We start from the raw sequence: 18,732 nt of genomic DNA, 5'->3' as shown, positions 1-18,732 counted from the left end.
TTTATTAATGTTCTTTTAAGTTTTTCTTACCCAACATAACAGCTCCTATCATTGCAGAAAGGAATAATACAGCTGAAACCTCAAAAGGGAGTATGAAATCGGTGAACAACACCCTTCCCAAGTTGCTAACAAGACCAGCTTCTGAATCCATAACAGCTTCAACAGGTGTTTCCTCGAGACCTCTAAAAGCTCCAAGCAGTGCTAAAAGCAGTAAGCCTCCCGAAATGGCTCCGGAGAGCTTGACCATGAACGATTGTTCAGGGTTGGACGACTTATTGAGGTTTAGGAGCATGATTACAAACAGGAACAACACCATTACAGCTCCTGCATAGATAATGATGTGTACAATGGCCAAGAATTGGGCATTCATCATTACAAAGTGACCTGCAATGGAGAAAAATGTCAGAACCAAGAACAATACACTGTATACCGGGTTACGGGAAAATACAACTGCAAGTGCACCTCCGACAGAAAGAATTGAAAGTACCAAAAATATTATCTGATCCATTTTTACTTTTTATACGGTTTATATGTTTTAGGATGAGCGCTGGTTCCAAGAGGCTGGACAAGTTTGTCCTTGCCAAAGATGAAATCAGAGCGGTCATAGTTTGCCGGTGCTAGTTCCTCAGTAAGGTAAATCGCATCTTTCGGACAAGATTCTTCACAGAGTCCACAGAATATGCATCTAAGCATGTTTATTTCATACCTTTTTGCATATTTCTCTTCTCTATAAAGGTGTTCTTCTCCTTTTTGCCTTTCAGCAGATTCTATGGTAATAGCCTCGGCAGGACATGAAACAGCACATAGACCACAGGCTGTACAGTTTTCACGCCCTTCCTCATCTCTTTTGAGAATGTGCTTTCCCCTATAGATCATACTAAAGTCCCGTTTTTGCTCTGGGTACTGTATGGTAGGCTTCTTTTTAAAGAAGTGCTTTATGGTAATGGCCATTCCTTGGAATATTGCCGGAAGGTATAATTTTTCCGACAATGTCATTTCCTTTTTGGAGACCTGTTTTGCCTTATTTGATAATGAATACATAGATTCAGTTATTTAAATAATTTAAAAGATAATGATTCCTACCCCTGTGGCAATAATGTTTAGAAGTGCCAAAGGAATTAATATTTTCCATCCTAGGGTCATTAACTGGTCGTAACGGAACCTCGGTAGCGTCCATCTGATCCACATGAAAAGGAAAATAAAGAAGAATATTTTAGCAATGAATACTAGTACACCTAGAATAACGACTAGATTGTGAGATAACCCTAGTTGGTCCATGAAAGGGAAGGTATATCCACCAAAGTAGATTGCTGCCATAATCGCTGCTGAAATAAACATGTTGATATATTCAGCAAACAAATAAAGCCCAAGCTTCATACTACTATATTCTGTATGGTATCCACCTACAAGTTCCGCTTCACTCTCTGGAAGGTCAAATGGAGTTCTGTTACATTCAGCTAAAGCACAGATAAAGAAGATAAGGAAACCTAATGGTTGATAAATAATATTCCACCTGGCTCCTGATATTCCAAATATTGTTCCTTCTTGAATTCCAACAATTTCGCTCATAGCTAAAGAGTTGGTGGTCATAACAAGTGCTATTAGGGAAAGACCCATAGCAATTTCATAGCTGATCATTTGAGAAGATGCTCTGATAGCACCTAACAAAGAGAACTTGTTGTTAGACGCCCAGCCACCAATCATGATACCATATACACCAATAGAAACTACCGCAAAAATATACAGTAAACCTATATTGATATCTGCTATTTGTAAGGATATTTCTCTACCAAACAGTTGAAGGTCTCTACCCCATGGAATTACAGCACTCGTCATACATGCTGTTAACATGGAAAGGGAAGGGCCTAATATAAATAGCGCTTTGTTGGCCGAAGAGGGGATAATTTCTTCTTTGAAGAAGAACTTTGTTCCATCAGCCAATGGCTGTAGGATACCAAATATACCCGCCCGGTTTGGTCCAAGCCTGTCTTGGATAAAGCCTGCTACTTTTCTTTCTGCGAGTGTACTGTACATTGCCACTACCAGAGAAAAGGTAAATACAACAACGATCAGTATCAGTTTGTCAATTACAAAAACGTCCATTTATTTCGTGATCTTTTTTTGTCCGGAATTAGCTATAACTCTGTAGTGGTTTTGAGAAATTACCGAGTGCCTGTCTATCTTTCTTGGTCCTTCAATTGTCCAGTCTTCAGGTTTTTTCTTTTCAAAACGGCATTCGTTGCAAATAAATTCATCTACTTCGCCATATTGATCTTTTCTACCTGTTACCCTGTAAATTTCATTTCCATGCATCCAAACAACAGTTTTGCCACAGCATTTGTCACAGTCTCTATGGGCATCCATTGGCTTAAGGAACCAAACACGGCTTTTAAACCTAAATGTTTTGTCAGTAAGGGCGCCCACCGGACATACGTCAATAACATTGCCAGAAAAGTCATTATCAATGGCATTTTTTATATATGTACCAATTTCGGCAGAGTCACCTCTCTTAAGTACACCGTGTACCCTTTTTTCTGTAATTTGATCTGCCGTATATACACATCTGTAACATAAGATACAGCGTGTCATATGAAGCTGGATTTTATCGCCAAGGTCTACTTTTTCAAAAGTTCTTCTCTCTTCTTCATACCTTGTTTTTGCCACACCGTGTTCAAAAGCTAAATCTTGTAGGTGACATTCCCCAGCTTGGTCACAGATAGGGCAGTCTAGCGGGTGGTTGATAAGAAGAAACTCCGTAATAGCCTTTCTTGATTCAACTACGTCGGGAGAAGTTATATTTTGCACAACCATACCGTCCATTACCATAGTAGAGCAGGATGGTACTAGCTTAGGCATAGGGCGAGGGTCTTTTTCCGAACCTTTTGTAACCTTTACAAGGCAGGTACGGCATTTTCCTCCGCTTCCTTCAAGTTTTGAGTAGTAACACATGGCAGGAGGAACCACAGCTCCGCCTATTTTTCTGGCGGCATTTAGTATGGTGGTCCCCGGTTCTACCTCTAGTTCAATATTGTCTATGGTTACCTTCATTATAATACCGGGTTTAAATCTTTTTTATAATCGTCCAGATGAGCGTAACGGCTACCTGCTACTTTTTCAGGGTATTTGGCATGATACTCAAATTCTTCTCTGAAGTGTCTTATAGCACTTGCTACTGGCCATGCAGCAGCATCTCCTAAAGGACAGATGGTATGTCCTTCAATTTTCTTGGCAACTTCAACAAGTAGGTCGATGTCGTGCATGTGTCCATGTCCATGCTCTAGCCTGTGCAATACTTTTTCCATCCATCCAGTTCCTTCGCGACAAGGGCTACACTGTCCACAAGATTCGTGGTGGTAGAATCTTGTAAAGTTCCAAAGGTTCCTTACGATACATACCGTTTCGTCCATGGCAATAAAGCCTCCAGAACCTAGCATTGTACCGCTTGCAAATCCGCCTTCTGAAAGTGATTCATAAGACATAAGTCTGTCTTCGCCTTCGGCTGTCTTATAAAATAGGTCTGCTGGTACGATCGGTACAGAAGAGCCACCTGGAACTACTGCTTTTAGACGGTGTCCTTTTCGGATACCTCCGCAATATTCATCTGAATTTAAAAACTCATCTACAGGCAAGCCAAGCTCGATTTCATAGACACCTGGATTGTTGATGTTTCCGCATGCCGAGATTAGCTTAGTACCAGTACTCCTTCCAACACCAATTTTTGCATATTCTTCACCACCAATATTGATAATTGGGGCTACTGCAGCAAGTGTTTCTACATTATTGACAACAGTAGGGCAGTTATAAAGACCTGATATTGCTGGGAAAGGAGGTTTCATTCTAGGGTTACCCCTTTTACCTTCCAGAGACTCTATAAGTGCAGTTTCTTCGCCACAAATGTAAGCGCCGGCTCCCGGATGTACATATATTTCTAGGTCAAATCCACTGCCTAGGATATTTTTGCCCAAAAAGCCAGCATTTTTTGCTTCTGCGATAGCTTTTTCGAGAATATCGACGATCCACCTATATTCTCCTCTTATATATATATAAGTTGTATTTGCGCCTAGTGAAAAGCTGGAAACTATTAAGCCCTCAATAAGTAAGTGAGGGATAAACTCCATAAGGTAACGGTCCTTAAATGTTCCAGGTTCACTTTCGTCTGCATTACAAACGAGATACCTTGGTTTATCAGATTTTCTGTCAAGGAAACTCCATTTCATACCAGTAGGGAAGCCTGCTCCGCCTCGGCCTCTTAAACCGGACTTTTTAACTTCTTCCATAATCTCCTCAGGAGACATGGTTTTCAGTGCTTTTTCTACTGACCGGTATCCGCCGTTTGCACGGTAGGTATCATAGTTTCTTATACCGGGAATATGAATGTTTTCCAGTAATAGTTTTCTTCCCATTGTAAGTAATCAGTTTTTTAACCCTTTAAAAGATTAAAGTTAGATATCGTACTTTTTAAAGGTATCGCTTTCTGGATCGCTGAATATTTCAACAATCTTATCAATTTTTTCAGGAGTAAGGTTTTCGTAGTAGAACTTGCCTATTTGAGCCATTGGTGCTGAACCGCAGCTACCTAAACATTCTACGCATTTAATGGTAAATTTACCGTCAGGAGTTGTTTCCCCTTCTTTTATGCCAAGTTTTTGTTCAGCATAGTCTATTACTTCTTCTACCCCTCTGGTCATACAAGGGCCGGTTCTGCAAAATTCTATCATACAGTGGCCAATAGGCTCAAGGTTGAACATGGTATAAAATGTTGCCACCTCGTAAACTTCTATTGGCTGTATGCTCAGTAAAGATGCTACATAGTCCATTACCTGAGGACTTAACCAGCCACCAAACTCCCTTTGAGCAATATGAAGTACCGGAAGCAAGGCCGATTTCTGTCTTCCTTCAGGATACCTGCTTATGATCTCTTTAACAAGATTTAACTTTTCGTCAGAAAACCTGACTTCGTTCTTTACTGTATCTTCCATTGTTCTATTACGAAGTATTAGTGCTGAAAAACAGCTAAGTGATTAACCTCAATTATTAAGCATCCATTTCGCCTGCTATCAGGTTCAGGCTACTTAAGATTAAAATAGCATCTGCAAGCTGTGTACCTTTGATCAATTCTGTGAAAGATTGATAATAAACAAAGCCTGGTCTTCTGAAATGCAGTCTAAATGGTGTTCTACCGCCATCACTGATGAGGTAGTAGCCTAGCTCACCGTTTGCTGCTTCAATGCAATTATAAACCTCACCTTTAGGTACTTCCAATTCACCCATTACAATTTTGAAATGGTAGATCAAAGCTTCCATTGACGTATACACTTCCTCTTTTGGAGGGAGGTAGAAATCAGGTACGTCAGCATGATGAGGACCAGAAGGCATCTTTTCTACTGCCTGCCTTATGATGTTCATGCTTTGCCACATTTCTTCGTTACGGACCAAAAACCTGTCGTAACAATCTCCGCTTTTTCCTACAGGAATGTCAAAATCAAAATCTTGATAGGAAGAGTAAGGGTTCATGATCCTTACATCATAATCGACACCCGCAGCTCTCAGGTTTGGACCTGTAAACCCATAGTTCAATGCTCTTTCTGCCTCTATACCACCTACATCTATGGTACGGTCCATGAATATCCTGTTTCTGTTGAAGAGATCTTCGAACTCTTTTAGAACAGCTGGGAAGGTTTCAAGAAAATCGTTGATGCGTGCATAAACAGAAGGAGAGAAGTCTCTTTCCAAACCACCGATACGGCCGATGTTTGTTGTTAGGCGTGCACCGCAGATTTCTTCGTATATATCATATATTTTTTCACGGTATTGCATTACATACAAGAAGCCAGAGAAGGCACCTGCATCCACACCGAGAATACTGTTACAAATGATATGGTCTGATATACGTGCCAGTTCCATAATAATAACCCGCATATAGTCCACTTTTTTAGGTGTCTCTACACCTAAAAGTTTTTCGACAGTCATATGCCAGCCCATATTGTTTAATGGGGAGGATACGTAGTTAAGCCTGTCTGTAATAGGGGTTATTTGGTAATACGGTCTTCTTTCAGCCAGTTTTTCAAAAGCCCTGTGAATATATCCTATAGTAGATTCAGCAGAAAGTATTTTTTCGCCATCGAGCTGTACCACATTCTGAAACACACCGTGTGTCGCAGGGTGGGTAGGCCCCATGTTCAGGGTGTTGAAACTGTCAATGACGTCCGTACTGAGTACTTCTTTTTTATTGTCTTTTGCAAGCATCTTTACAAAACTTTTTATCTTCCAAACATGGAATCGTCTTTATCTGTCCTTGTATCATCTTCAAGGGCATATTCTTTTCTTAGTGGGAAATAGTCCATATCATCCACATTCAAAATTCTCTTTAAGTTTGGATGGTTTTTAAATATAATACCAAAGAAATCATAAGTTTCTCTTTCCATCCAATTTGCAGCCTCAAAGATTGGTGTTGCTGACTCAATATAAGGATCAGATTTAGGGAAAAATGCCTTTAACCTGATCCTTGTATTTTTTAGCAAGTTGTGCAAATGATAAATAGCACCCAACTGCTCGTCAGGCTCTGGATAATGAACCCCTGTAATATCGGTTAAAAACTTAAATGATAGTTCTTCGTCATCGTAGAGGAAACGAAGTATGTCAAGTATGGAGTTTCTTTCTACAGTAAATGTAAGGAAATTATAAGGTTCCTCTACTGAAATAATAGCATCCCCGAACTTATCTTTAAGCTTGTTTATTATAGTTTCTTTAGATAATTCAGCCATGATTATTCTATTCCGTATGAAGCTAGTAGTTTTTTATATTCAGGTGATTCCCTTCTGTTAAGCGGTTCATTGGCCGCTAGTTCCTGTACTCTTAAGATTCCATCTATGATCTGCTCAGGACGAGGAGGGCAGCCTGGCACATATACATCTACAGGGATGATTTTGTCAATTCCTTGAAGAACGCTGTATGTGTCAAAGATTCCACCGCTTGAAGCACAGGCTCCTACAGCCACTACCCATTTAGGTTCAGCCATTTGCTCATATACCTGCTTTAAAACAGGGCCCATTTTTTTTGCAATGGTTCCCATTACAAGCAGCAAGTCTGACTGGCGTGGGGAGAAACTAGGGCGTTCAGCTCCAAAACGAGCTAAATCATACGTAGAGCCCATAGTTGCCATAAACTCAATACCGCAACATGAAGTGGCAAATGGTAGTGGCCATAAAGAATGTTTTCTGGCAAGGCCCACTGCTTTACCTAATGAAGTTGCAAAAAAGCCAGGGCCTTCTAGTCCCTCAGGTGATTTTGCAATGTTTACTATATCTTTGTTTGCCATATTCTAGGAGATCGTTTTCAGCTTATAAAACCTGTTTATTCAATTATTCCCAATCAAGAGCACCTTTTTTGATTACATAAAAGAATCCTACTAAAAGGCTACTCATGAAAAGAAGCATTTTTAGGAGACCATAAATTCCCATTTCATCTATAAATTCACGGAAGTTTACAGCCCAAGGGTAAAGGAAGATTACCTCTACGTCAAAAAGGACAAACAGTGTGGCGACAAGAAAGTATTTAATAGAAAACTGCATCCTTGCGTTACCCACTGAATCAACACCGCACTCAAAAGATTCTAATTTGTTTTTGGTGTTTACTTTTGGCCCTAAAAGCCAGCTTGCTAATAATGTAATGCTGACAAATCCAAGAGCTACTAAAAACTGAAGCCCAATAGGGAAATATGGGTGGAAATCTGCTGCTTCGTTCATAATTTATTTTCTGACTTTTATGGATTTCATTTTTAGCCTATCAAATTTGATATATATCTTAAATGGCGATGATGTTACCTTCATGGTAATCATTGTTGAATATATTACGAAACTATAGTCAAATATTACAGTCTGCATGTCTTTTCGGGGTAAAATTAGTTATTTTCCTTCTAAAAAAAATTATTTTGATCCTTTTTTTGGACACTATCTCTTACTTCTCTCTTTTTGCTAAAGTTTCAGTATTCGCTGTTTTTTTTGAATTAATTATATATCCTTATTCTACAACAAACTTCGTGCTGAAAGTATTCCTTTGGAGAAAAATTATTTTTTTAGGATTACTTATTTAAGTCCCTAAGAAGTAATAAATTTTTAACTTCTAAAATAATATGCTTTAAACTGCCATTTCTTAAATGAAGGTAAGAACCACTTTTTGAAAACAAGTAAGGCCTTGCCGGCGAGACAAAAAGCATCTAGACGCACTTTCCTAAGTTTATATAATATGAGATAGTAACCCTATTAATTTATTTTGCACTAACAGGAAGGGAAATGCTAAACGTTGTACCGGAATGTCTACAGCTTTCCATTACAATCTCTCCGTTCATCTTACTGATAATGTTTTTGACTATATATAATCCTAAACCACTTCCTTCTGCGTTTGTGTTCCCTCTAAAAAATTTATCAAAGATTTTGTCGTGCAGTTCAGGACTGATGCCTGGGCCATTATCTGCTATTTTTATCTTTAGTATACTCCCTTCCAAATCTGCGTTGATGCAAATGTTAGGATCTTCGCTCCTGAGGTTGTGGTAGTTTATCGCATTGATAATGAGGTTTTGAAGGACAGACGAAATAAGTGTTTTTTCGATGTTGATGACTAGGCTAGGAGGGATGTTTGTGTATATTTTGAGGTGTTCGGAGTTGGGAAGGTGCCCTACTGAGTCTATAATTTCATAGGTGAGGTTGGAAAGGTTAATTTCTGACTTCTCAAATTTTTCAGAACTTACCCGTGACAGTTCCAGCAAATCGACCAGAATGCAGTTCATCCTTTTTATTTGCTTGTGGAGTAGTTCTACATATTCTTGGGTGGAGTTGTTGTTGGGGTCAAGGTTTATTAAATTAATTATGCCGCTCATAGAAGATAGTGGCGCTTTAAGGTCGTGCGACACCTTATATATAAAAGAGTTGAGCCCTGTTACTTTCTCTTCAAGCTTTCGGCTTTGGGTTATGTCCTTGAAGAGAAAGATCTGGTTGTTTTCGCCTGTGTCAGGGTTTTTAAGTAAATCTTTCTTTACTTGCAAGATGCTGTGCTTGTTTTTTACCTTGCAGTTTATCTCTACTTCAGATTTTTCCGTATTCCTTATAAAATCGCGGGAAAAGGGGATAATCTCTGACAATAAAGTATTTTGGCAGTCTATATGGTCCAGAAGTTGGTTGAAGTGCTTGTTCGAGTATTTGACATACCCTTCTTGACAAGTTATAACAAGGCCTTCTGTAAGAAGGTCTGCTATGTTTTCGTTAAATAACGAATCTGGTTTATTTGTATATGACATGTCTTTATGAGACATATACGAATCTTCTATCATTATAAAAATATAAAATAAAAAATGCCACAGCCATAATGTTATTCTTTTTAAATTTGGCCTGTTCTAAGATTACATGTAATAAGTTTTCAAAAATACCAATAAACTTATTATGCGCAAAAGTTAAAACCTTGAAATGTTTAGTCTTAACTATATTTTTTTGTAATTGTTTATTTTTTCTGCCTTTTTCTGCCTTTTCTCAGTTTTATATGATGGGGCAAGATCCCGCCTCAATTCGTTGGAAACAGGTCAATACTGATAACTTTCAAGTAATATTTCCTGAAGGAGTGGAAGACGAAGGGAAAAGACTCACCAATATTCTTGAAGCTATTTATAGTCAGGTTTCCTCTTCTTTAGAGCATGAGCCCAAAAAAGTCTCTGTGATTTTGCACAACCAATCTGTTGTTGCCAATGGGTTTGTGAGTTATGCACCCTTTCGACAGGAAATGTTTTCTATAAGTCCGCAGGATATTTACCCTCAGGACTGGCTTGAACAATTGGCTATTCATGAGTTCCGCCATGTTGTACAGCTTGACAAAATTAATCAAGGAGTTACCAGACTGCTTTATTTCCTTTTTGGAGAACAGGCCATTGGTGCTGTTTTAGGACTTTATATCCACCCTTGGTTTTTTGAAGGCGATGCTGTTCTTGAGGAAACAGTCCATAGTAAGGCAGGGAGGGGGCGGTTGCCTTCTTTTGAAATGCCGTTGAAGGCACAGGTGATTGAAAAGGGTGTTTATTCTTATGAAAAAGGAATTCATGGTTCTTTTAAGGATTTTGTCCCTGATTTTTATACTACAGGGTACTTTTTAGTTGCCTCTGGTAGGGCAAAGCATGGTGCAGGGTTGTGGCAAGACGCACTGAACTATCCGGCAAGAAAGCCTCATCTTATAACACCATTTTCAAGAGCCATTAAAAAACATACTGGGGTAAATAAATGGGGTTTTTACAATGAAACCATGAGGGAGTTGTTGGACCAGTGGATTTGGCGTGATTCTATCAGAGGATTCGAAAACTATATTGCATTAAACCAGGATCCGAGAAGTGGTTTTACTAATTACCGTTATCCTGTTTTACTTAACGATTCGGTTGTAATTGCCCAAAAGTCAGGACTTGGTCATTACCCTCAGTTTGTAACTATTTATCCTGATGGTTCGGAAGAGCGGCTTCATGTACCCGGATATTCTTCAATGGTAAAACTCTCAGCTAAAGCGGGAAAGGTTGTATGGTCTGAATATACTTTTGATAAAAGGTGGGACAATCGAGTATGGTCTGATATAGTAAGCTATGATGTAAGTAAGCGAAAGAGAAAAAGGTTGACCCGAAAACGATACTTGCATGCACCGGATTTGTCGCCTGATGGTGAGCAAATGGTCACTGTTGAAACCTTGCCAGACAATACCTATGCTTTGGTTGTACTTAATGCCAATGGCGAAGAAACAATGCGATATGGTACGCCAGGTGGGAATTTTCCTATAACCCCTTCATGGTCTGAAAGTGGAAAGGAGATCGTTTTTGTGCTTTTAAGGCCTGAAGGTAAAAGTATAGAAATGTTAGATGTGCCCACTGGGCAAATATCCACCATCCTTTCTCCGGGATTTGACGATATCTCTTTACCTGTAATGCATGGTAATGAGGTGTTTTTCCATGGTACCTGGTCTGGTACAGATAATATTTACCGGCTAGATATTCAAGAGCGTAAGGTGTATCAGATAACCAATGCTCACTATGGCGCCAGAGATATTTCCATAGCATCTGATGGTAGTGAAATATTGTTTGCCGACTACACGGCAGATGGGTACAATGTAGTAAGGCTTCATCGGGATCATTTCCTGGAGATTCCGTTAGACTCTGTAGTCAACCATTCTTTAGCCCTTCATGAACATATTATGTCAGAGGAGTCTCATTATCTGACAGATTCAATAGAAGTTTCTGACACAGACCATGAGACTAAGCGGTACAGTAAGCTGCGGAACCTTCTCAATATCCACAGTTGGGGGCCAATTAGTTATGATTTTTCTTCAGATCGGGTAGATGCAGGGCTAAGTTTGCTGTCCCAGAACTTGTTAAGTACTACTGTGGTCAATGCAGGTTACCGATACAACCTGTTTGAGCAACAAGGCGGCCTTTACTCTACAGTAAGCTACCTGGGCTGGTATCCTGTTTTGAATGCAAATGTTTCCAGAACAAACAGGTTTCTGGTTGATGCAGAGCAGGGAGTTGACCGTCAGTGGATTGAAAATTCTGTCGGCGGTTCTATCGTGCTGCCTTTAAATTTGACCAGAAATAAGTATCGCAGAGGGTTATCCGCTTCTTTGTCTGGTAATTTATTGACCACTGAATGGATTTCTGAAATGCCTGATGAGCATTTGGGCAATAAGTTTTTATTTGCGGGATATAACCTATTTGCCTTTCGGTACCATAGAATGGCTCCGAGAGACTTAAGGCCAGAATGGGGGCAAAGCGTACGTATTAATTTCAGGCATGCTCCATTGGGAGCAGATGGATACCGCTCTGTTTTCTCCGTCAATACTCAGTTCTTCATGCCTGGCCTGTTTAAGCATCATAGCTTAAGGTTGTCTGGTGTTTATCAGCACAATGGGCCTGGTACATTGGCTTTTCAGTCTATTATCCCTTTTCCCCGAGGGTACTTTATAGGTTTTGAAAAAGAAATGAAAGGCATTTATAGCGATTATCATTTTCCATTGTTTTATCCAGATTGGAGAATAGGCCCTTTGCTATATATTCAAAGGTTTAGTATGGCTGTGTTTGCTGATTTTGCTCAAGGGGTAGGCACAGAAAACGGCATGGCGTATAGGTCAGTAGGTGCGGAACTGTATTCGGACTTTCATTTGGTAAATTTTGTTTTTCCTCTAAATATAGGGGTTAGGTTTAGTTACCTGCCTATTACAGAGCGCACAAGTTTTGAAATTATTTACAATCTCGCCTTTTAGTGATATTATTTTTTGGAAAATTCATATCAGATTTATATATTAGCTTGTGTAAAAAATACAATAAATTATTTTTTTATTAATAAAACGTAAACATTGCTTATTGCCTTTAGGTAATATTAAAAAGTTAGCCAAAACATGAAGAAGCTTTATTCTTTATTAATCATAACATTAGTCATCTCTTTATCTTCTTTTAAGGTAAATAATGACCCTGAGGAGCAGGAAAGCGGAGTTTTTTCCTGTAAAATTAATGGGAAGCCTTTTATTATTAAAGACATGAAAGCTAACCTTAGAACCATTACAGGTGGGCATAAAGAGCTTTCTTTGAGTAATGATAAATTCAGTACTTTTATATTTATTAACCCTGCTGAAAAGCAGATCGACCTAAGCACCAAAGGCCGTGAAGCTTTTGTAAGGTATACCGAACCTGGCGTGAATGACTTGTTCCGTCCTAACTCAGGTGTTATTAAAATTGTAACCTTAGACGAAGAAAATCTCGTACTCTCAGGAGAGTTTGAGTTTGAAATGTCTTTAGGAAATAACCAGTCTAAAAAAGTTAAAGTAACAGAAGGTAAAATGATAAACATTCCTATAGAGGCTGAAAGACACTAAGTTTGGTTGACTACAATGGATTCTTTTTCGGGTCGGCCTAAAGTTTTTGTCTTAAAATTTTTTACTAAAATATTTAATAATATGGCAGGGAGAAAAAATAAGACAAAGCGGGCAAGACGAAGGAAAAAAAAGACCTGGGTAAATAGCCGCAAACTTAAACTATGGTCGGCTGGACTGGCGCTTTTACTTTTTACTATTTACTTTTTCATTAAAACCCTGTTTTTCTCCAATATTCAACTTCGGTCTGAGAAGTATATGGTGTATGCCCATGAAGACCAGCCCCTAACATCGCTTGCGGATTCTATGAAAACCAAAGGCATATTAGGCAATTCTTTTACGTTAAAAACATTAGCCTTTATTACAGGAAGAAGCAGTGTGCACCAAGGTTTATATGAAGTAAAGAATGGGTGGAATAACATTCAAATCCTTTTCCATTTATCAAGGAAACCTATTAGGGAGAGTGTGAAAGTGTCTGTTCCTATACGGAAACTTCGTAGAAATGTGCTTAAAGTTCTTTGTAAAGATCTTTCTGTTACGGAATCTGACGTGGTCACGCTTTTTCAAAATGAAGCATTTTTAAAAGAATACGACCCGGCTTTTGACAAAGAGTCTGTTTATGGGCTGTTTATTGCGGGCGATTTTTATGCTTATCAAGACTTAACACCAGAGGAGTTGTTTGAGTGCCTTTACAATGAATATTGCTTATTTTGGACGCCAGAGCGAATTGCAAAATGTGAAGAAGCAGGTTTGACCCCACTGGAAGCTGGCATATTGGCATCTATTGTATACGCTGAAACCAAACTCGAAGAGGAAATGCCTGCTATTGCTGGTTTATACCTCAACAGGCTTAGTAGCAATATGCGTTTACAAGCAGACCCCACAGTAGTATACGCTGCTGGTCAGGCCAATATTCGGCGGGTATTGAAACGACATAAAAAAATACAGTCCAGCTATAATACATATCGCGTCAATGGACTTCCCCCTGGTCCAGTTTTTACAGTTCCCGCCAAAGCTATAGACGCAGTTTTAGATTACGAGTCGCACGACTATCTTTTCTTTTGTGCAGATCCAGATATGTCTGGGGGACATGTTTTTGCAGAAACATATGAACAACATAAAGAAAATGCTCGTAAATATCAGCAGAAGTTAAATAGAATGGGTATTTATAGGTAAAGTTCATTTGTCGAGTTTCTTATTGCATTTTATATAGGCAGTGAATTACTTTTGTCCCCATTGCGTTGTTCCTGATGGAACCTAACTAAACCTGAAATATGCATTAGAACTTTTTATTGCGTGGCAAAACAACTTCAAATCAGACGCTTCGCTCGCATTTGGTTTTTAACCATAGAACCTCTATGCTTTGCAAACCAAATACGCTGATTCTTTGTTCTTTTGCCCTTTATAACGAAATCTAATACATAATTTAGGCTAAAGCCCGAACTATGCAAAGGCTTATTGCTTGGCTTGATTCATGAGATTTTTGTCATGCCAGAAATAATGCCGGTATTAAGTAAGGGGGAAAAACTGAATAATTATGGGACATCAAAACTATAATGGATTACGAGAAAAGCTGGCCGATATGGATTGGCCTTCATTTTACATGTTTAAATTTATTGTGCCACGGACAAGCGAGGAAGAAATCTTTAAAATATTTAACCAAGAAGACATTAAAACCCGGCTTTCCCGAAATGGAAAGTATATAAGTATCACCGCTTATCAGTATATGAACTCTGAGGATGATGTGATTGATGTTTATGAGCAAGCGTCACATGTAGAGGGTGTTATTTCTTTATAAAGTTTTTTAGGTGAAATTTGACCTATGTTAAAAATAGCCTGGGCTGAAAACTATGTACACCCTTTACCAGAAGGGCATCGCTTTCCGATGGAGAAGTATGCACTTATTCATGACCAATTAGTTTATGAAGGAACCGTCTCCGATGATAATTTTTTTACGCCAATACCAGCAAAAGAGCATTATATTACGGAGGTACACCAGCCTTCTTATTGGGAAAAGCTTAAGAACCTTAATTTGACCAAACAAGAAGAGCGTAGGACCGGTTTTCCTCTTTCCGCTGGTTTGGTTGAAAGAGAAGTGACAATTGTTGGTGGTACCGTACAAACAGCTATTTATGCGATTAAGTATGGTGTTTCTTTAAATATTGCCGGAGGAACCCACCATGCTTATTCTGATAGGGGAGAAGGGTTCTGCCTATTAAATGATATTGCCGTGGCCGCTGGTTATTTGTTGAAAAAAGGGCTGGCTCACAGGATTTTGATTTGTGATTTGGATGTGCATCAAGGAAATGGTACCGCTGAAATCTTTGCAGGTAGTGACAATGTATTTACTTTTAGTATGCATGGTGAAGGAAACTACCCTCATAAAAAAGAATCATCAGACTTAGATGTTGGCCTTCCTGATAAAACAACTGACGAAGGATACCTTCATGTATTAACTGATCACTTAACAGAGATTCTTGAGAATTTTAAACCGGACTTTATCTTTTATCAATCAGGGGTAGATGTATTGTCTACCGATAAACTTGGGAGGCTTTCTTTGACTAAAGATGGTTGTAAAGACCGGGATGCTTTTGTTTTAGAGACTTGTTATAAGTATGGTCTTCCTGTTTCCATAACCATGGGAGGAGGATACTCACCAAGGATTGCTGATATTACAGAAGCTCACTGCAACACTTTTAGGTTAGCAAAACAAATATTCTTCTGAATAAATCCCAGAAGAATATTTGTAAATGTTGCTCGGCTTAATAAAAGTAAAAACCGCCGGGTATAATTCCAGCATTGAAAGACTCTAGTAATGTACCATCATTTTTATGGCAGTATACCATACCTTTTTGGGTATAGTCGATAGCGTCTGAAACGTAAATGTTTCCATTTTTTGGGTGTACGCCTAAGCCATATAAAATGGCACTTCCCTGTTTAATAATGGGTGAGGCCGGAATGGCTTCTTGCTGAATGGGCATTTGGTAAACGCCTCTGCTAAGGAAATATAAGGTATCTAAAGAACCGTTGATCGTTAGCTTGTTTGCTCCTTGTGTTGTCTGCTGGAAAGTTATTTTGTTTTCTACTTTCAGTGTTTGTGGATTTACTTTGCTCAGAGATGCAGGTATGTTGTTTTCCCTACTTCCAGAACTTAATACCCATAGCTTTCCATTTTTATCTTCAACAATTGAATTAGGGGCAAACCCCACTTTAATACTATCGGTAATTTTATCCTCCTCTGTATTTATTACGTATACATATTCTTTTCTAATGTTTGTAACAAATGCCTTAGAGTTTACAAGTGCCATTTGTTCAGTCCATCCGGGGCAGCTAATCTCTTTTGTTTTTGATTTCGAAGAGAGGTCAACAACAGTCACGGCATTACTGTACAAGTCAGATATGTAGGCTTTTTTACTGTTTATAGGCAAAAGGTATCTGGGAGAGGACAGGCCAGATATAGCTCCTAGTGATTTGAAAGATACTATGTCTACCACCTCAACTTTATTGGAGTTGTTTACCACAATATATCCTTTGCCATCTTTGATGGTCATAGACTGGCATACATCTCCTAAAGGCCTGTCATTAGCTGCTTTGTATATATCTTCGGTAACTTTTTCTTCCTCAAAATCATAATAGCTGATTGACGCATTGCCCCAACCGAAGTTCCCCTCATTGGTAATAAACATTCCGCCCAGTGGCCTTACAGACGGGACTTTTTCCTTGTCTGTTTCTTCAGGGGTGTCTTTGCGGCAAGCGAACAGGAATAGGCCGGCAAGGAGATATAGCAGATAATGGTATTTCATATACTATTTTGTAATAAGAAGCTTCTGAGTATGTATTTTACCTTCGTCATTTATTTTTACCAAATAAGCACCACTGCTTAAGTGATGAGTAGGTAACAATGTTTGTTCACTGGAAATGTTATATGATAGCAAATTTCTTCCATACATGTCAGACACTTCTACTTGTGCACCGTTCAAATTTTTAGGCTTATACTCAATTGTTACACTTTCTCCTTGGATAACAGGGTTAGGGTAAGTAACAAATGGAGCTTTTTTGGTGGAATTAATAATAGAAGTAGGCTCTCCCGCATTGATAACACCCACCGCTTCTAAATCAAAGCCACTGGAAGGGAAGGGGGTAGGCCATGGGTCATTAATGATATTTCCTTCAGAATCATATGTAGCAAATTCTGGATCAATGGAACCGACTACATCAATAACCCGGACATGGGTAATGTGGTCTACATCCAAACCTTCTTCATCTTTTAAGTCTTCTAGGTCAAAAGGAGTGCCATAGTTATTAACATATTTTCCAGCCAAATTGTGAACTTTGGAGGCATCTATAACTCCAAAAGTACCTACTTGCTCTGAAGGGTCAGTCAATGAGATAGAGGGAAACCTAAAGTAGTTTTCTCCATCAGAACTGACTTCTACGAATGCTAGCTCTAGAAATGCATGGCCTTCACTTCTAAAGGCATTTTCAAAAACAGCAAAATCAGGGCCTTCTCCATTTTTTATGGTTGTTGCAAAAGTGACTATTGCCAGGCCACCATCTCCAAGGCTAACGGTTGAGTGTTCACCAGATTTTCCAGTTGCAAAAATAGGTTCTCCCGCCGACGCATTTCCCAGCGAGGGGTCAGAGATGTCTTGCGGTCCCCTAACAACAGTACAACCTGTGGCCCAGCCCACAAAGACTGAGGAGTCTCTGTGAATGGCGGTAGTTCCAGGTTCTCCAGCCTGAGGGGCAAATTGGCCATAGGTTTTAGCTGCAAATAGTATAAATATGATTATTATAAGATGTTTCATGGCAAGTTTTAGGGGCATTGGAATATGCCCCTAATTTAATTTATTGTTTTACAAATTTGATGACATTAGTACCACTGGTAGATGTGATATGCACTAGGTATAGCCCTCCTGTTAAGTCGTTAAGGTACAGTTGGGTTGAATTGTCTTCAGTGGTTTGTGACAGTAAGGCTTTTCCGTTAAAGTCAGTCACCAGAATGTTTGAAGTGCCTTGAGGAAGTCCTTGCAGGTATAAAACCTCTGAAGCTGGATTTGGATACGCTTTTACGGTTGCTAAGTCCTTCGATGCGATAGAAGTAACATCTGTGTTATAGGTAAAGTGGTCAAAAGCAAAAAAGTCAGGTGTGTTCATCTGGCCTTCATCATTTACATCAGAGGAGGCAAGGTTAAACCTGATGCTATCTACGGTTCCTAGTGGCTCAAGGTCAACCCATTCCCAGTCTTCTACAATATAATTTTCAGAATTGTCCTCAAATCTATAATCTGCAAGGTAAAACTCCACGGTTTCGTTCACCTCTTGTCCATTTCTGAAACCAGTGATGGTAAGCAAAAACCAGTCTGGGTCATTGCCGTCTTCGCCCCCAAAAGGTTTGGCAAACTGGTCTCCCTCTCTCATGCTAAGGACAGCAAAAGTTGTATTGGTTATAAGAATACTTTCAGGGTTTACGCCGTTTGGTTGATCTGGAAATTTTAGCTGCGAGTTGTTTTTTCCCAAACCGTAGATATCTGTGTCTCCATAACCACTTCCCGTAAATGCGCTGAATATATTTTCATGCCCTGGAGTAGTGGTGTCTGTTTTATTTGAATAGGCAAATCCGCTATTCCAAAAATCCCACTCAGTGTTGTATCCGTTAGGGAAAAAAACTCCTCCGCTGGTAAAGCCTCCGCTCTCATCTGAGCCGTTCCAATAAGAGTCTTCCTCAAGGGTTAGGTCTTCAAAATCTACAACCTCTTGTGCATTTGCGCACATAGCGATGGTTGTAAAAACCAGTGTCAGGGCTAAAGCCTTAATTTTTGTAGTTAGGTAGTTGTGTTTCATTGTAGT

Annotated in this window: 19 protein-coding genes; 5 read left to right on the top strand and 14 right to left on the bottom strand. The window is 39.2% G+C overall.

The genetic code is table 11. From position 1 onward, the window contains the following. Positions 1-4: 4 nt before the first annotated feature. From RCC89_14865 to RCC89_14815, 11 genes are all read right to left on the bottom strand, one after another. Positions 5-508, bottom strand: a complete 504-nt coding sequence (locus RCC89_14865; GenBank protein ID WMJ74437.1) for an NADH-quinone oxidoreductase subunit J — start codon at positions 506-508, stop codon at positions 5-7. A gap of 2 nt (positions 509-510) precedes the next feature. After that, complete coding sequence (gene nuoI, locus RCC89_14860; GenBank protein ID WMJ74436.1) at positions 511-1,041, bottom strand: NADH-quinone oxidoreductase subunit NuoI; 531 nt, start codon at positions 1,039-1,041, stop codon at positions 511-513. Positions 1,042-1,062: 21 nt separating this feature from the next. After that, on the bottom strand, positions 1,063-2,103 hold the full coding sequence (gene nuoH, locus RCC89_14855; GenBank protein WMJ74435.1) for an NADH-quinone oxidoreductase subunit NuoH: 1,041 nt from the start codon (positions 2,101-2,103) through the stop codon (positions 1,063-1,065). Beyond that, complete coding sequence (locus RCC89_14850) at positions 2,104-3,048, bottom strand: 2Fe-2S iron-sulfur cluster-binding protein (GenBank protein WMJ74434.1); 945 nt, start codon at positions 3,046-3,048, stop codon at positions 2,104-2,106. After that, on the bottom strand, positions 3,048-4,403 hold the full coding sequence (gene nuoF, locus RCC89_14845) for an NADH-quinone oxidoreductase subunit NuoF (GenBank protein WMJ74433.1): 1,356 nt from the start codon (positions 4,401-4,403) through the stop codon (positions 3,048-3,050). The genes RCC89_14850 and nuoF overlap by 1 nt, the downstream gene beginning before the upstream one ends. 39 nt (positions 4,404-4,442) lie before the next feature. Further along, on the bottom strand, positions 4,443-4,979 hold the full coding sequence (locus tag RCC89_14840) for an NAD(P)H-dependent oxidoreductase subunit E (GenBank protein ID WMJ74432.1): 537 nt from the start codon (positions 4,977-4,979) through the stop codon (positions 4,443-4,445). A 55-nt stretch (positions 4,980-5,034) separates the two neighbouring features. Beyond that, on the bottom strand, positions 5,035-6,246 hold the full coding sequence (gene nuoD, locus RCC89_14835) for an NADH dehydrogenase (quinone) subunit D (GenBank protein WMJ74431.1): 1,212 nt from the start codon (positions 6,244-6,246) through the stop codon (positions 5,035-5,037). 14 nt (positions 6,247-6,260) lie between these two features. Continuing rightward, on the bottom strand, positions 6,261-6,764 hold the full coding sequence (locus RCC89_14830) for an NADH-quinone oxidoreductase subunit C (protein WMJ74430.1): 504 nt from the start codon (positions 6,762-6,764) through the stop codon (positions 6,261-6,263). A 2-nt stretch (positions 6,765-6,766) separates the two neighbouring features. Further along, positions 6,767-7,318 (bottom strand): NADH-quinone oxidoreductase subunit B, encoded by a 552-nt coding sequence (locus RCC89_14825; GenBank protein WMJ74429.1) that lies wholly within the window; start codon positions 7,316-7,318, stop codon positions 6,767-6,769. A 43-nt stretch (positions 7,319-7,361) separates the two neighbouring features. Continuing rightward, positions 7,362-7,745, bottom strand: coding sequence for an NADH-quinone oxidoreductase subunit A (locus tag RCC89_14820; GenBank protein ID WMJ74428.1), 384 nt, complete (start codon positions 7,743-7,745; stop codon positions 7,362-7,364). 521 nt (positions 7,746-8,266) lie between these two features. Beyond that, the gene (locus RCC89_14815) at positions 8,267-9,292 is read right to left on the bottom strand and encodes a HAMP domain-containing sensor histidine kinase (protein WMJ74427.1); all 1,026 of its coding nucleotides are present in this window, start codon (positions 9,290-9,292) and stop codon (positions 8,267-8,269) included. Positions 9,293-9,531: 239 nt separating this feature from the next. Between RCC89_14815 and RCC89_14810 the strand changes: the two genes are divergently transcribed. The 5 genes from RCC89_14810 to RCC89_14790 all read left to right on the top strand — a co-directional run bounded on the left by RCC89_14810 (position 9,532) and on the right by RCC89_14790 (position 15,607). Further along, the gene (locus RCC89_14810; GenBank protein ID WMJ74426.1) at positions 9,532-12,276 is read left to right on the top strand and encodes a hypothetical protein; all 2,745 of its coding nucleotides are present in this window, start codon (positions 9,532-9,534) and stop codon (positions 12,274-12,276) included. Between the two features lie 135 nt (positions 12,277-12,411). After that, positions 12,412-12,885 (top strand): hypothetical protein, encoded by a 474-nt coding sequence (locus RCC89_14805; protein ID WMJ74425.1) that lies wholly within the window; start codon positions 12,412-12,414, stop codon positions 12,883-12,885. A gap of 81 nt (positions 12,886-12,966) precedes the next feature. Beyond that, the gene (mltG, locus tag RCC89_14800) at positions 12,967-14,058 is read left to right on the top strand and encodes an endolytic transglycosylase MltG (protein WMJ74424.1); all 1,092 of its coding nucleotides are present in this window, start codon (positions 12,967-12,969) and stop codon (positions 14,056-14,058) included. 361 nt (positions 14,059-14,419) lie between these two features. After that, positions 14,420-14,680, top strand: coding sequence for a DUF493 family protein (locus tag RCC89_14795; protein ID WMJ74423.1), 261 nt, complete (start codon positions 14,420-14,422; stop codon positions 14,678-14,680). Between the two features lie 24 nt (positions 14,681-14,704). After that, positions 14,705-15,607, top strand: a complete 903-nt coding sequence (locus RCC89_14790; GenBank protein WMJ74422.1) for a histone deacetylase — start codon at positions 14,705-14,707, stop codon at positions 15,605-15,607. 37 nt (positions 15,608-15,644) lie between these two features. Here RCC89_14790 and RCC89_14785 read toward each other — a convergent pair whose 3' ends face one another. The 3 genes from RCC89_14785 to RCC89_14775 are packed head-to-tail and all read right to left on the bottom strand — an operon-like array spanning position 15,645 to position 18,726. After that, on the bottom strand, positions 15,645-16,685 hold the full coding sequence (locus RCC89_14785; protein WMJ74421.1) for a hypothetical protein: 1,041 nt from the start codon (positions 16,683-16,685) through the stop codon (positions 15,645-15,647). A 3-nt stretch (positions 16,686-16,688) separates the two neighbouring features. Beyond that, positions 16,689-17,690, bottom strand: a complete 1,002-nt coding sequence (locus RCC89_14780) for a T9SS type A sorting domain-containing protein (protein WMJ74420.1) — start codon at positions 17,688-17,690, stop codon at positions 16,689-16,691. Between the two features lie 40 nt (positions 17,691-17,730). After that, positions 17,731-18,726: a DUF4465 domain-containing protein gene (locus RCC89_14775; protein ID WMJ74419.1), complete on the bottom strand. Its 996-nt coding sequence runs from the start codon at positions 18,724-18,726 to the stop codon at positions 17,731-17,733. Positions 18,727-18,732 lie beyond the last annotated feature (6 nt).

This window comes from Cytophagaceae bacterium ABcell3, assembly GCA_030913385.1.
Taxonomy (GTDB): Bacteria; Bacteroidota; Bacteroidia; order Cytophagales; family Cytophagaceae; genus ABcell3.
Note: the sequence above shows the minus strand (reverse complement) of the source record. Positions and strands in the feature narration are given on the sequence as shown.

Excerpts from the sequence above, each read along its gene's own strand:
- RCC89_14795 (WMJ74423.1), top strand. The coding sequence starts at position 14,420 with ATGGGACATCAAAACTATAATGGATTACGAGAAAAGCTGGCCGATATG.
- RCC89_14825 (WMJ74429.1), bottom strand. The coding sequence starts at position 7,318 with ATGGCAAACAAAGATATAGTAAACATTGCAAAATCACCTGAGGGACTA.
- nuoH (WMJ74435.1), bottom strand. The coding sequence starts at position 2,103 with ATGGACGTTTTTGTAATTGACAAACTGATACTGATCGTTGTTGTATTT.
- RCC89_14785 (WMJ74421.1), bottom strand. The coding sequence starts at position 16,685 with ATGAAATACCATTATCTGCTATATCTCCTTGCCGGCCTATTCCTGTTC.
- RCC89_14820 (WMJ74428.1), bottom strand. The coding sequence starts at position 7,745 with ATGAACGAAGCAGCAGATTTCCACCCATATTTCCCTATTGGGCTTCAG.
- nuoD (WMJ74431.1), bottom strand. The coding sequence starts at position 6,246 with ATGCTTGCAAAAGACAATAAAAAAGAAGTACTCAGTACGGACGTCATT.
- RCC89_14775 (WMJ74419.1), bottom strand. The coding sequence starts at position 18,726 with ATGAAACACAACTACCTAACTACAAAAATTAAGGCTTTAGCCCTGACA.
- RCC89_14780 (WMJ74420.1), bottom strand. The coding sequence starts at position 17,690 with ATGAAACATCTTATAATAATCATATTTATACTATTTGCAGCTAAAACC.
- RCC89_14830 (WMJ74430.1), bottom strand. The coding sequence starts at position 6,764 with ATGGCTGAATTATCTAAAGAAACTATAATAAACAAGCTTAAAGATAAG.
- nuoI (WMJ74436.1), bottom strand. The coding sequence starts at position 1,041 with ATGTATTCATTATCAAATAAGGCAAAACAGGTCTCCAAAAAGGAAATG.
- RCC89_14810 (WMJ74426.1), top strand. The coding sequence starts at position 9,532 with ATGATGGGGCAAGATCCCGCCTCAATTCGTTGGAAACAGGTCAATACT.
- RCC89_14850 (WMJ74434.1), bottom strand. The coding sequence starts at position 3,048 with ATGAAGGTAACCATAGACAATATTGAACTAGAGGTAGAACCGGGGACC.
- RCC89_14790 (WMJ74422.1), top strand. The coding sequence starts at position 14,705 with ATGTTAAAAATAGCCTGGGCTGAAAACTATGTACACCCTTTACCAGAA.
- RCC89_14815 (WMJ74427.1), bottom strand. The coding sequence starts at position 9,292 with ATGTCATATACAAATAAACCAGATTCGTTATTTAACGAAAACATAGCA.
- RCC89_14865 (WMJ74437.1), bottom strand. The coding sequence starts at position 508 with ATGGATCAGATAATATTTTTGGTACTTTCAATTCTTTCTGTCGGAGGT.
- RCC89_14840 (WMJ74432.1), bottom strand. The coding sequence starts at position 4,979 with ATGGAAGATACAGTAAAGAACGAAGTCAGGTTTTCTGACGAAAAGTTA.
- RCC89_14805 (WMJ74425.1), top strand. The coding sequence starts at position 12,412 with ATGAAGAAGCTTTATTCTTTATTAATCATAACATTAGTCATCTCTTTA.
- nuoF (WMJ74433.1), bottom strand. The coding sequence starts at position 4,403 with ATGGGAAGAAAACTATTACTGGAAAACATTCATATTCCCGGTATAAGA.
- mltG (WMJ74424.1), top strand. The coding sequence starts at position 12,967 with ATGGCAGGGAGAAAAAATAAGACAAAGCGGGCAAGACGAAGGAAAAAA.